The 12,260-nt window shown below is 59.3% G+C and carries 19 protein-coding genes and 1 pseudogene; all 20 read left to right on the forward strand.

Features of this window, described 5'->3' with window-relative positions:
- The 20 genes and pseudogenes from HV242_RS23840 (at position 1) to HV242_RS23925 (ending at position 12,244) form a co-directional block, all read left to right on the forward strand.
- Positions 1 to 663 carry a plasmid partitioning/stability family protein gene (locus HV242_RS23840; RefSeq protein WP_032655981.1) on the forward strand — a complete coding sequence of 221 codons (663 nt, stop codon included), beginning with the start codon at positions 1 to 3 and terminating at the stop codon, positions 661 to 663.
- A gap of 3 nt (positions 664 to 666) precedes the next feature.
- Positions 667 to 930, forward strand: a complete 264-nt coding sequence (locus HV242_RS23845; RefSeq protein ID WP_032655980.1) for a hypothetical protein — start codon at positions 667 to 669, stop codon at positions 928 to 930.
- Positions 927 to 1,166, forward strand: a complete 240-nt coding sequence (locus tag HV242_RS23850; RefSeq protein WP_244911506.1) for a hypothetical protein — start codon at positions 927 to 929, stop codon at positions 1,164 to 1,166. Before HV242_RS23845 ends, HV242_RS23850 begins: the two co-directional genes overlap by 4 nt.
- A 354-nt stretch (positions 1,167 to 1,520) precedes the next feature.
- Positions 1,521 to 1,988: a hypothetical protein gene (locus tag HV242_RS23855; RefSeq protein WP_032655977.1), complete on the forward strand. Its 468-nt coding sequence runs from the start codon at positions 1,521 to 1,523 to the stop codon at positions 1,986 to 1,988.
- A gap of 310 nt (positions 1,989 to 2,298) precedes the next feature.
- The gene (locus HV242_RS23860; RefSeq protein WP_111969612.1) at positions 2,299 to 2,991 is read left to right on the forward strand and encodes a DNA methylase; all 693 of its coding nucleotides are present in this window, start codon (positions 2,299 to 2,301) and stop codon (positions 2,989 to 2,991) included.
- A complete protein-coding gene (locus HV242_RS23865) occupies positions 2,988 to 3,209 on the forward strand; it encodes a hypothetical protein (RefSeq protein ID WP_032656181.1) in 222 nt (73 codons plus the stop codon). Before HV242_RS23860 ends, HV242_RS23865 begins: the two co-directional genes overlap by 4 nt.
- A 55-nt stretch (positions 3,210 to 3,264) precedes the next feature.
- Positions 3,265 to 3,687: a DUF1380 family protein gene (locus HV242_RS23870; RefSeq protein WP_111969611.1), complete on the forward strand. Its 423-nt coding sequence runs from the start codon at positions 3,265 to 3,267 to the stop codon at positions 3,685 to 3,687.
- A gap of 354 nt (positions 3,688 to 4,041) precedes the next feature.
- Complete coding sequence (locus tag HV242_RS23875; protein WP_111969610.1) at positions 4,042 to 4,470, forward strand: antirestriction protein; 429 nt, start codon at positions 4,042 to 4,044, stop codon at positions 4,468 to 4,470.
- A gap of 42 nt (positions 4,471 to 4,512) precedes the next feature.
- Entirely contained in the window at positions 4,513 to 4,710 is a 198-nt protein-coding gene (locus tag HV242_RS23880; RefSeq protein ID WP_111969609.1) for a hypothetical protein, read from the forward strand.
- Positions 4,711 to 4,847: 137 nt separating this feature from the next.
- Positions 4,848 to 4,982 (forward strand): hypothetical protein, encoded by a 135-nt coding sequence (locus HV242_RS24400; RefSeq protein WP_276569127.1) that lies wholly within the window; start codon positions 4,848 to 4,850, stop codon positions 4,980 to 4,982.
- Positions 4,983 to 5,477: 495 nt separating this feature from the next.
- On the forward strand, positions 5,478 to 5,750 hold the full coding sequence (locus HV242_RS23885) for a DUF905 family protein (RefSeq protein WP_111969622.1): 273 nt from the start codon (positions 5,478 to 5,480) through the stop codon (positions 5,748 to 5,750).
- Positions 5,751 to 5,793: 43 nt separating this feature from the next.
- Complete coding sequence (locus HV242_RS23890) at positions 5,794 to 6,159, forward strand: hypothetical protein (protein WP_111969608.1); 366 nt, start codon at positions 5,794 to 5,796, stop codon at positions 6,157 to 6,159.
- Between the two features lie 67 nt (positions 6,160 to 6,226).
- Positions 6,227 to 8,239: a ParB/RepB/Spo0J family partition protein gene (locus HV242_RS23895; protein ID WP_111969607.1), complete on the forward strand. Its 2,013-nt coding sequence runs from the start codon at positions 6,227 to 6,229 to the stop codon at positions 8,237 to 8,239.
- A 37-nt stretch (positions 8,240 to 8,276) separates the two neighbouring features.
- Positions 8,277 to 8,711 carry a conjugation system SOS inhibitor PsiB gene (gene psiB / locus HV242_RS23900; protein WP_047959945.1) on the forward strand — a complete coding sequence of 145 codons (435 nt, stop codon included), beginning with the start codon at positions 8,277 to 8,279 and terminating at the stop codon, positions 8,709 to 8,711.
- The gene (locus HV242_RS23905; protein ID WP_181616940.1) at positions 8,708 to 9,454 is read left to right on the forward strand and encodes a plasmid SOS inhibition protein A; all 747 of its coding nucleotides are present in this window, start codon (positions 8,708 to 8,710) and stop codon (positions 9,452 to 9,454) included. The genes psiB and HV242_RS23905 overlap by 4 nt, the downstream gene beginning before the upstream one ends.
- Positions 9,455 to 9,629: 175 nt before the next feature.
- Positions 9,630 to 9,782: pseudogene (locus tag HV242_RS24375) on the forward strand (DUF5431 family protein); the annotation flags it as partial.
- Positions 9,727 to 9,849: a type I toxin-antitoxin system Hok family toxin gene (locus HV242_RS23910; protein WP_223256846.1), complete on the forward strand. Its 123-nt coding sequence runs from the start codon at positions 9,727 to 9,729 to the stop codon at positions 9,847 to 9,849. The pseudogene HV242_RS24375 and the gene HV242_RS23910, both read left to right, overlap by 56 nt.
- Positions 9,850 to 10,722: 873 nt before the next feature.
- Entirely contained in the window at positions 10,723 to 11,124 is a 402-nt protein-coding gene (locus HV242_RS23915) for a DUF1419 domain-containing protein (RefSeq protein ID WP_111969620.1), read from the forward strand.
- 87 nt (positions 11,125 to 11,211) lie between these two features.
- A complete protein-coding gene (locus HV242_RS23920; protein WP_111969605.1) occupies positions 11,212 to 11,412 on the forward strand; it encodes a hypothetical protein in 201 nt (66 codons plus the stop codon).
- A gap of 40 nt (positions 11,413 to 11,452) precedes the next feature.
- Positions 11,453 to 12,244: an N-6 DNA methylase gene (locus HV242_RS23925; RefSeq protein ID WP_111969604.1), complete on the forward strand. Its 792-nt coding sequence runs from the start codon at positions 11,453 to 11,455 to the stop codon at positions 12,242 to 12,244.
- The last annotated feature ends 16 nt before the right edge of the window (positions 12,245 to 12,260 follow it).

A 12,260-nucleotide genomic window follows, 5' to 3' on the forward strand; every position in this document is an offset into this window, starting at 1 on the left:
GTGCCGGACGGCCAGTATTCTTTCTATCTGCACAGCGACGATCGCACCGACATCGCGGCGATGGCGACCATCAGCACCATCTCACAGCCCCTGCGCGGTGACTTCATCCGGACCGCCGCCACCGCCGGGGCGGTGATGTACCAGACGGATGCCCGTTTACCGGCGCTGATCCCGGTGTTCTTTGACGGGCATCTGAGCGCCATCCGGCTTTGCGCCGTGATGGCTCTGGTATCCGGAACCTGGTCTTCACTCTCAGGACTTCCAGATGAGCCTGATGGTGGCGTGGCGGCTCTGGCCATGTCACCGGAGACGGAATACCAGCGCCGGCGTTACACCCTGACGCTTCAGGATGACCGGAGCAGTGAACGGGTTGAGCGTGTGCTGACGGGCGTGTCATCCCGCCTGCGGGGAGAGCTGCTGAGAAACCTGATTATCACCGGTCTGGCCCTGCATACGACCGCGCCGGAGCTGCCGCGTCTGCTGGCCAGCATGCCGGTACCGCCCGGCACGGTCAGCGAGCTGCAGGTTCTGGTTCAGCAGATGGCCGGTACGGCTGGCGTGAGTAAGGCTGCAGTACCGAAGAAACCAGCAGAGCCTGCCGCACCGGTATCCGGTGACGCGACCAGGATAAAGAAAAATATGCGACGGGCATTCGGAGACTAAAACATGTCAGTGATTAAACAGAAGGCAGAGCAGTGCATTCATAACTTTCTGCGCGCCCGGAACGTGCCTGAATCTCAGTGGCCGGAACTGGTCAAAAAGACCGGCAGGGGAATGATACTGGCTGGTGTCGCCGTTGTGATTCCTGGCGTACTGGCTGATAACATATCCCTGCCGGTGACAATCATGATGCAGGTCTGCTACGCCTCGCTGATTGGTCTCGGGGTTCTCCTGGCGTTTGACGACAAAAAACCAAAGGGGCGGGGATGAATATGAACATTAACCTGAAGGAAAACCGTATGCAGCTTGAAGAACTGACTGGTGATGAGCGCACGCTGGTCGTTGTGGCTCTGCAGGCGCTTTATCGACAGCGTGTAACTGCAAAGAACTCGACCTTAACGGTCTGTTCCCTGACGGGAAAGGAGGCTCCTCTGGAAGATATTTTTGGAGTGCGTGAAGTAGAGGAGGCGCTGCGCCGTATTGGTGCGGCTCCAGAATATCATTAAATCCGGCCCCGTTCACTTCAGAACTAAAAACGGCAGGCTGATATCTTGTACCTGCCGTCAGACATTACCTCGTTTCAACCTCTGCCTCCTCCTGAATAAAAAGGAACTCGGTTCCCTTCGCCTTATTGCCGCCAGCGGCGGCGTGTTCAACGCCGTGCCTTCAGGCTAACCCGGCCGCTATGGTCGCAAGGGTTCACGTTGTCTCCGTCCTCACCCGTTCGCACCTTTCACGGTGCATTCAGCCCGTGAAAGGCTTGCGCTGCGGCTTGCGGCGTCGCCCCTGCGCCCTCCGCTTTCCGCCGGGTTTTTGTGGCGGCACGGCGCAACAGGGTGCCGGATGCTGAGGACACAACCATGTTCAGACTGACCTGTATTGAACTCGATAACGGCGAGTTTGCCGTGTACATCAACCACCATTACCTGGGGAGTGAAGATGCCAGCGGAGAGCGGCTGTCTCTGGGGGAGATTCTGGAGCAGCTCTCCCTGCTGCCGGGGGTGGAATTACAGACCCTGCATGAACCCGTACCGGAAGAGGAAGACTGGTGCTGGAACGATATCGCCGATCGCGTTCTGCCGTCGCGTGCGGCATGTCGTGATGATGTGACGGTGGCAGGGCTCATCGCCAGGCTGAAGCAGTACCCACCGGATGCACTGTGTCTGGGGACGTTCTGGCTGGAAGATGATTTCCTGTCGCTCGATGGCAGTCTGACAGAGGAGGAAATTGCAGAAGCCATGCGTATCTGCGACCACAGCCACGATGCAGGCATCGGTTTTAACTGGGACACGCTGCAGTTCGCTATCGACTACGTGAAGGGGCGCTGAAAAAAAGGACACCATCCGGGGAGGGGGTGTCCTGAAGCCATGCAATTCGTTAAGGATGTCGGTTCCCTCCGCCTTATTGCCGCCAGCCGGCGGCGTGTTCAACGCCGTGCCTTCACGCTAACCCGGCCGCTGCGGTCGCAAGGGTTCACGTTGTCTCCGTCCTCACCCGTTCGCACCTTTCACGGTGCATTCAGCCCGTGAAAGGCTTGCGCTGCGGCTTGCGGCGTCGCCCCTGCGCCCTCCGCTTTCCGCCGGGTTTTTGTGGCGGCACGGCGCAACAGGGTGCCGCATATCAGAGAGGAGTGTGTCTATGTCCCGTTTTATTCTGGGTGACTGCGTGCAGGTGATGTCCCGTTTTCCGGCGCGTGCCGTTGATTTTATTCTTACCGATCCGCCGTATCTGGTTGGCTATAAAGACCGTACCGGCCGCACCCTGGCCGGGGACAACTCTTCCGAATGGCTCCAGCCCGCATGTCATGAAATGTACCGCGTGCTGAAAAACGACAGCCTTATGGTGAGCTTCTATGCCTGGAATCGCGCGGATCTGTTTCTGAATGCGTGGAAAGCGGCCGGCTTCCGGGTGGTTGGCCATATCGTCTTTGCCAAGAGCTACGCCTCAAAATCGACGTTCGTGGGTTACACGCACGAGAGCGCTTACCTGCTGGCGAAGGGGAGGCCGCAAACCCCGGACCGTCCCATCCCGGACGTGATCCCCTGGAAATACACGGGCAACCGACACCATCCGACGGAAAAGCCGGTGCAGAGCCTGCGACCGCTGATCGAATCGCTCACGCGTCCGGGGGCCATTGTCCTTGACCCGTTCGCCGGCAGCGGCTCCACCTGCGTGGCCGCCGCCGAAGCCAGCCGCCGCTATATCGGGATCGAGATGCTTGAGCAGTACCACGCCGCCGGCGTCCGACGTCTGGCACAGGTTGAACGGGCGAAAAGGATGCCGGCGGCCAATGACGGCGCGTTTTACCCTGACTATCCGGAGGCAGCATGAATTACCCGGGCCTTGAACACCTGCGCGCGGACGTGGCCGCGGTCAGCAATGCCATGTGTGATGTGCGGATGCTTCTGAACCGCCTCGAATCGCAGCACCGGCACGACGCGGCAACGCTTACTGAACGTATGGCAGCGCAGACCCTGCGCCGGATCAACACCCTGCTTCTGGAAGCCTACCGCGAAGCCCTGGTGCTGGACGAGACCTTTCAGGACTGACTGACCCTGCCGGGCTGAGGCCCGGCCTGTAATCCCTTACAAGAGAGAAAAAACAATGTACGGAACCCGCGAAGAACTTTGTGAAGATCTTGAAAACATGTTCACGTCTGACGAACTCCTGGTCCTGCTGGTCTGGACGGAGGAGGGGGTTAGCGTGGCCTGCCGTGAAGCCCAGCCAGAACCTGACGGGGCTGAAATCCGGAAGGTGATGAAGGCGCTCGGTGAAATGAAAATGACGCAATACCGCCAGGAGGGGGTAAATAATCAGACCGTCAGCGAGCTTCTGACCCGCCAGCGCGAAGCGGCAAACTGTCAGGTGAGTGTTCCGGCGGTACTCCTGTCCCGCGTCCTGCGTAACTATGAATGCGAGCTGGAAAACCGGATCGGTATAGCCTGGGAAGCCGGGCGGCAGGAGCCGGAATCCGTCAGAAAGGAGCTGAATAACGTTCGCGCCCTACAGGAGGCGCTGGCCGCCTGAGAGAACGCCGGGGTAACGCCCCGGCAACCGGTGGCCATCCACTGCGAAAAGGATGTCAGTATCTTCCGCTTTTATCCGCCGCCGCCCTCCGGGCCACGTCGGGACAATGAAACTCCCCTGAAGCTCCGTGCGGTGACGGCATGCGCCGTGACTTCACTGTAGCCCGGCCGCATCGGCCACAAGGGTTCGCTGACGCCTCCGTCCTCACCCGTTCGCACCCTTCACGGTGCATTCAGCCCGTGAAGGCTTTGCGCTGCGGCTTGCGGCGTCGCCCCTGTGTCCTCCGCTTTTCGCCGGTCTGTCGTGTCGTCACGGCGATGCCGGAACCGAGAATATTTTAACCGTGGAGGATCTATGAACCAGACCGTGACCTGTGATGCTGTTCGTCTTGAGGGTGCGCAGCGCCTGACTTTCCTGCCTGATTTGTTTGGCGGCGATTTTATGACGTCCGAGGCATCCGTGTACGCCTACGCCCAGCGTTATTGCCCTGAGTATCAGGGGGGATTCTGGCAGTTTTACCGGCTGCCGGAAGGCGGCGGATATATGGCGCCTGACGTGGAGAGCCTGACCCTGTGCAATCGGGAAAACTGGTTTGAGCAGACTGTCAGCGGGGAAGTGGCGGGGATCATCCTCACGGCGCTGGTACTGAATCACCGGAGCTGGCATCACAGTAACCATGACCATGAGGAGCTGTGCCGCCACTTCTACCGCCGTTATGAGCAGCTTATGGCATTTGCTGATACCCATCCGGAAAGCGCCACCATCTGGCGTGCCCTTGACTGACTGACCACGGGCGGCGATGCCGCCCGATTAAAGGATAAAAACATGCAACTGTCACCGGAAACCCGCAGCATCCTGCGCCAGTATAAAACGCTCATCAACGAGCGACGTCGCGAATCAGGACTCAGCCCCGTAACCACAGCGAAAGTGCTGGATGAGATCTGCGAATCCGCAACCCGCCACTGCGCGGTCTATCTTTGCGGCCACTTCATTCTCCAGGGCGGTCAGGGCGACGGACAGTAAATAATCCGGGCGGGGCATAGGCACCGCCTGTTCGCGCGCGAAAACCCTGTCATCCCTTCGGGCTGACGGGCGGTAAGGCCAGCGCCTGCGGCGCTGCCCCCTCCCGCCCTGATGTAAGTCAGGAGAAATGCAGAGGAATGGCATTTTTACGGCAAATTGTCACGGATACGGTCCTGCGTGGCGTGGCGTGGCGTGGCGTGGCGTGGCGTGGCGTGGCGTGGCGTGGCGTGGCGTGGTCGTCAGCTCTGAAACCCGATCAGCAAATCCTCTGAAAACACCTGAATCCTTCTTCTGGCCCCCTTCGGCTCCCGGCCCGCGTGGCGGTCCGGTCGTCGAGCCCCACTCCGCCAGGTCGGCTGCTGACGCACCCGCCGGGCTCCGCCGAACCCCTCCGGGTTTCGGGCTGACGCTAGGGTCTGATGGCGAAGGTCAAAGGCTGCGGCTTCTCCGGCCGTGCCGTCCGGAACGCCTTCACCGCGCCGGCTGAAGCCGTCGCTTTAATGGCGCCACGCCGTTCCGCCGTGTCGGGTGCGTGCATCCTGTTCCCCCGGTGAGGCCATCCCCCGTGCGTCCTCACGCGGAGGGCTGGTCGTAGCACCGTCGGGTCGTCATCCGAAGGGTGAAATGCACGCCGCCAAAACTTTTTGCGAGCCGCAAAAACTTTCGTCTGCGCCCTTCTCCTGCCGTCCCGCCGTTGCTCCTTTGCCCTTTGCCGCGAGAGAACTCACCAGGGAGATGGACAACCATCACCACAGGAGAAAACCAGGATGCACACACGAAACGTCAACGTCAAAACCGCCGCTCAGGAATCTTCCAGGAAGATGGGGGAAGAGCAAAACCCTGTTTCTGTCGCACGTGAGTGGGTGGCTCAGGCCACTGCACTGAAAGCGGGTGTCACCGTCACCCTGTCAGACGTGACCCGCTACGGCGACGTGCAGGTGGAGATCCGCACCAACGGAACGCTTAACTGGCGCGCCTGGTCATTTGAACCGGATTTTCTCGTTGAACTGAAACGCAACCTGCAATACGTGCAGCTTTAACCGGAGGCCGGATGTACGGCCTTAACCCAGAGAAGGAGGAAACATGCAGAACCTTAATTCCCGTCCGGCGACCCGTAAGGTCGGGCAGAGCAATGAAATCGTGAAGCTGCTGCGCATTCAGGCCAGCGACACCCACGTGGTCGAGTTTGACAACGTGGACACCCGTTTCAATGACTGCAACAACTGGCAGGTGATGGCAGGGAGCGAACGCGTCCTGTTCAGCAACCGCATGTATGAGCGCTTTTCAGATGTGAAATCGGGGATTCTGGCAACGATCAACGTATGTGAAAACTGCGCCAGCGAAACGGATAAAGCGATGCTGGAAGGGGCAAAAGTCATGATGCAGGTACTCGACGGCTATCCGTCCTTTGCAGCACTGGCAGCACACCCGAAACGCATTACCGGTTAACCAGGTGCCGTGACCGGATCGCACTCCGGCCACGGCGGACCATCACTTAAACACAGGAGTAAAAATCATGACCGCCACCAATACTACGGCAAAAAAACCTGCGAAATCCACCTCTGCGAAAAAGACTGCGGAGAAAATCGCGCAGTCTACCGAGCAGAAGCTCGTTCAGCTGCTCGCTGATACGCCCGTGCAAATCTTCCCGTACTCCCGCCTGTCACGCACTGACTTAAACACGCGCATCATTCCGCATACCGATCAGGAAGTGGAAGAGATGGCAGACAGCATTCAGGCAATGGGCATCCTCCAGAACCTGATCGGTGCAGAACTGCCGGACGGTACGATCGGCATTGTCGGCGGGGAAGGTCGTCGCAGAGGCACAGGCATTCTGGTGATGCGCGGTGTGCTCGATGCAGACACGCCGTTTGTTCCGGTAAAAGTCCTGCCCGTGGAGATGGCGGTGGCGGCCTCGATGATCGAGAACGGTCGACGTAAAAACATGCATCCCGCCGAGCAGATTATCGGTTTTCGTACCCTTCAGCAGGAAGGTAAAACGGCCTCTCAGATCGGCGCACTGATGGGCTATCACCCGCGCCACGTTCAGCGCTGCCTGAAACTGGCGAATCTTGCCCCCTCTCTGCTGGATGCGCTGGCGCGGGATGAAATCTCCCTTGAACAGTGTGAAGTCCTGACACTTGCTGATACCCATGAGCGTCAGGAGCAGGTCTGGAAAGAGGCTGTTGAACAGTGGCGCGATCCAGCCGTACAGACTCTGCGCAAAATGGTGACTGATGACAAGATGGCCATCAGTCACCCGATGTTTGAGTATGTGGGCGAGGAAGCCTATACCGCCGCTGGCGGTACGCTGACCGCCGACCTGTTCAGCGACAGGGACAGCACCTTTGCCGATGCGGCGCTGGTGAAATCCCTGCTGGCTGGCAAGCTCACCGTGCTCGCCGCCCGCGTTAAGCAGGAGCAGGGCTGGGGATGGGCTGAGTTCCGTATGACGGAACTGCGCGCCAGCGGTGAGGACGGTGAACTGTACCGTTTTGCCATGCCGAAAGCTGTCCTGACGGAAGAAGAACAGAAGCGCGTCAGTGAGCTGGAAGAACAAAGGGAAGCTACTGAAACCTACGATGACGACTACGAGCTTCAGCAGCAGATCGATGACATTTACTGCGAGGCAGAGTATCGCGAAGCCACGCCGGAATTTCGCGCCGTGCACGGTATCTGGGTGTCATGGGACGGTAACAATTTTCGGGTTCAGCCTGGTATCCGCAGGCTGACCGACGAAGACCGGGCAGCTGAAGAACAGGCGCGTCAGGAGCGTGAAAGCAATGTGATCAGACACACCACGCCTGACATTCCCGCTGACGCCTATCCGGCAACGCTGGTTAAGGCCATGTCTGCGGAGCGCACTCTTGCCGTTCAGGCGGAACTGGCGGGTCGCCCCGATGTATCGGTGGCGCTCCTGACGTGGACGCTGTGTCTTGCGCTCTTTGATCGCACCTACGGCAAGCGCAATGAACCGCTGAAAGCCTCCGTGTCCTCGAATCAGTATCACCTTGCATCACTGGCTCCATCCGGTGAAGAAGGGAAGGCGCTGACGGCGCTCAGGGCACAGAAAAAAGCGCTTCAGGCAACGCTGCCCGAAAACTGGCATCTTGATTTTACCTGGCTGCTGTCATGGTCAGCAGAGCAGGTGAACACCCTGCTGGGATTCTGTGCGGCGCACGGTATCAACGGTATTCAGGAACGTATGTATAACCATACGCAGAAAAGCGAACTGGACGGGCTGGAAGCGGCGCTGGACTTTGACCTGCGCAAATGGTGGCAGCCTGATGCAGAGAGCTACTTCGGAAAGCTCACCATCGCCCAGATTGGCAAAGCCTATGAAGAAGCCGGACTCAGTGCCCGTGCAGGTGAAGTTGTGAAGCTCAGGCGCCGCGATGCGGCGAAGGCCGCCGAACAGGATCTGAATGCTCAGGGCTGGCTGCCTGACTGGATGGTGCGCCCTGCGCCAGCCGCTGAGGCTGAAGAAGCCACTGAATCTGACGCTGATACCACTGACCACGCTGCTTAATACCGGAGGCCGCCGCCTTCGGGCGGCGGGAACAGACATGACCATGCAATATGACCTGAACCGAATCAACACCCTGACCGCCTCCGACCTGGAGTTTATCCGTCAGCAGGGCGAGGACGCGCGCCGCGCCCTCAGCGATGCCGTGACCGGTCTCCTGTCGACACCTGAAGGATGGCGCGTCTGCGCCGAATACCGCAGCGAGTTCGGCGGCTTCTTCCCCGTCCAGTGCCGCTTCAGCGCGGACGGCAGTGATGACTGGCATCTGTGCGTCTGCAGCCCCGGCGAAGTCTCGCCTTACTGGCTTCTGGTGCTGCTCTCCTCCGGCGGGGAAGTGGTGCGTACCCTTTACCAGAGCGACACGCTCCAGCCTGACCGGATAAACCAGCTGATCGCGCAGCTGGCAGGTATGCGCCGCTTTAACTGCACTGCCAGCACCGTGGCGAACCTGATGAGCGGGGAGGTGACAGCATGATCCCGTCCTCACACGCGCTCGTTTCCCTGAAGCCAGCCCGTCAGGCTGCAATACAGGCTATCAGCCATGTTGAGTCTGCCCGCGAACGCGGTGCACGGCTGCCCGCCATGCCGTATGTGCGTACCTTTCTTCGCCTTCTCACGGGCAGCGGACGCCTCAACGCCACGGTGGTTAATAAAATACCTGGCCTGCACTGGGTGCCAGATAACCGTCATTCGAACCTGAAACAGGTCGAGGAGGCGCTTAACACGATGATTGCCACCAGTGGCGAAACCTGCCCGCTGCCGCTCACGATTGACGTACAGGCCGAACTGTTTCCTGAAGTCATGCACACCCGCACGGGGCGACGGCTGCACAGGTCCGGCATTAAGACTACGCGTCAGCTTCGCCGCCAGTCCCGTGAGTACGAACAGCGCTGGAAACTACGCCAGAACCTGCTGGAGCAGGCGAAAATCGACCTGAATTTTCAGTCACCGGAAACCGTCTGTACCTGGTACACCCGGTGGAGCGACGAGTTTGACGCGGCAGAGCTTGCCGTACCGTTCTGGCGCTGGCAGTCGCGATTCGCATCGCTGAAGGAACTTGACTGGCTTCGCATCAGCAGTGAGCAGCTGTATGCAGTGATGTACGAAATTCCGTTTATTGTCCGGGAAACACCTGAGCATGTTCGTGTCGCTGAACGCTGGCAGGTTCCGAATAAGTTGCAAAATCAGCAGGGGGAGGGGTCGTACCAGAAGTTATGAGGATATATACAGTTTCCGGACTGTTATTCCTGGGCAGATGATCGACAACGGGATATAATGGCGATGGCGCTTGAGGCTTTTTGCCTCATGACGTGAAGGTGGTTTGTTGTCGTGTTGTGTGGCAGAAAGCAGAAAGCCCCGTAGTTAATTTTCATTAACCCACGAGGCCCCCTGTATGTCTCAACAACAACAGTATGGCCTCTTACCGTGCAATTTGCAAGGAGGAGTAAACCATGAAACTGCCGCGAAACGCCCTTATCTGGTGCGTATTAATCGTGTGTATAACGCTCTTAATATTCACATGCCTGACCCGGAACCGCTTATGCGAACTCCGGCTAAAGGACGGGGACAGGGAGGTCGCGGCAAGCCTGGCTTACGAATCCAACGGTAAGTAGCAACCTGGAGGCGGGGGAAACCCCGCCTTTTCAGGAGCTGAGTTGCTCTGATATGCCTGAAGCGCCTTTATGAAGGGGTTGCCGGTTCGCCGTCAGCCCCTTTTTCCTTCCCGACGCGACCGCACGCCTGAACCTGCGGGAAGGGCTGTTCCCCTGCGGGGAACGGGGGAAGGGGGACGCGCCTCCGGCGCTGCCCCTCTGCTCCCTCCGCCTGATCCTCCCTCCTGCCTTTCCTGCCTGATTTTGTTGAATTCGAAACTCCGTGAGCTACCTGCTCATATCTGGCTTCAGCCTGGTGTGCCCGATGTTCTTTATCCCGGGCGTCATATCCGGTGTCCTGCCGGTTAACTTTGTCAGCTGCAGCTGCATGGCCATACCCCGAAAGCAGGGCAGGGCGATGGCCCCCTTCGGCTCCCGGCCAGCGCTGCTGTCCGGTCGTCGAGCCCCACTCCGCCAGTGCGGCCGCTGCGCACCCGCCAGGCTCCGCCGAACCCCTCCGGGTTTCGGGCCATACGGCTAGGGTCTGATGGCTAGGGTCAAGGGCCGCGGCTTCTCCGGCCGTGCCGTCCGGAACGCCTTCACCGCGCCGGCTGATGCCGTCGCTTTAAGGCCGCCACGCCGTTCCGCCGTGTCGGGTGCGTGCATCCTGTTCCCCCGGTGAGGCCACCCCCGTGCGTCCTCACGCGGAGGGCTGGTCGTAGCACCGTCGTGTCGTCATCCGAAGGGTGAAATGCACTCCGCCAAAACTTTTTGCGTGCCGCAAAAACTTTTGTCTGCGCCCTTCTCCTGCCGCCCCGCCGTCGCTCCTTTGCCCTTTGCCGCGAGAGAACTCACCAGGGAGATGGACAACCATCACCACAGGAGAAAACCAGGATGCACACACAAAACGTCAACGTCAAAACCGCCGCTCAAGAATCTTCCAGAAAGATGGGGGGAAAATCCCTGCGCCGTCTCTATCCGGATGCGGAGCTGATCCCCGCAACGCAGGTACAGGAAAAGCAGAATGACGGCTATCGCCGTCCCTGGGTGGAAATCACCGAGGCCCGGTACATCGACCAGATGGAAACGCTGCCGCCAGTGGACTGGTGCAGAGGGTACGGCGGGGAGTCGTTCAAATCGATGGAGTTTACGGGCGGGGATGTGACCGCAATTTTTGTCCGGTACGGTGCGCGTTTTTTTGAGTGCCATGACCTGCACACCCGCCATCACCGGGAGCTGATTGGCGACGTGATCGCCCGTTTCTGTCTCGATGCGCCGCTGAATTCAGCGCATTAAAAAAGCAGGGTTGCCCCTGCTTTCTCAACGCCGGGTAGCCGCTGTAACGGCGAACCGGCAATCACAACCAATGTAAGGAGATTAATCGTGAATCTTGACCCGCAAACTGTCGCACAGGCGAAGGCATTTGTAAATGCCCTCCGTGCCGGAAGACGCGCCCGCGTACCCGCGCTGCGCTTCTCACAGTGGCAGCCGTTCCTGTCCGTGGTAAATGCCGAAACAGGCTACGCCGCCGATGCTGACTGTGGTCTGGCTGTCAGCGTCTACCCGGCGCTTGGACTGGCTTAACAGGAGACGGCCGCCTGCGGGCGGCCGGTAAGGAGAAACCATGTCACAACTGAGTTTTGAATCCCTGTTCCTGGCAGACCTGGCCGATCCGCAGCCGCGGGCTTCCGCGCCTGTCCGGATGCTGTCGCCAGCTGAGGCGCGTAAACAGTTCGCCAGCGTCTTCCGTCAGACGGCGAAAAATATGCGCCGTTCGGAAGTGTTCCGCGACTTTATCGCCCTGGCTGCCAGTGAGCTGGATATGGCGCGTATACGTTTGCCGGAGAATATTGAAAACAGCCGTCGCATCTGCGGGCGGTATCAGCCGGACGATTTAGACGGCATGAAACAGCTGTTCAGCCTGTTGGTGGAGGGGCTGGCGGGTGACATTCATGATTTTCTCGGCGCCCTGTACATGGAGCAGGAGCTGGGTGCGGATGAAATGGGTCAGTATTTTTCACCGTCCTGTATCTCCCGTCTGATGGCCGGAATACTCATGCCCGGCGCTCAGGAGACGATAAAGCGTGAGGGATGGTTGACGCTCGATGAGCCAGCCTGCGGCAGCGCCGGAATGGTCATCGCCTTTGCATTCTGGATGGCTGAAGCGGGATATAACCCGTCAGAACAGCTGTATGCCACCTGTACCGATATCGATCCCATGGTGGCTGATATGGCCTTTATCCAGCTGGCGCTGCTGGGTATTCCCGCGAAAGTCGTGACAGGCAACACGCTGACCCTGAAAGCGAGCCGTGTGCGTTATACCCCCGTGTATTACTTCAATGACTGGCAGGGACGTCTGGCATTTCGCAGTCGTCTGGATGCAATGAAAAAATTTCTGGCCACCGTGGCCGCCTGACTGACAGAGCGGCAGG

The organism is Enterobacter sp. RHBSTW-00593 (assembly GCF_013784105.1).
In the GTDB taxonomy this organism is placed as follows: Bacteria; Pseudomonadota; Gammaproteobacteria; order Enterobacterales; family Enterobacteriaceae; genus Enterobacter; species Enterobacter ludwigii.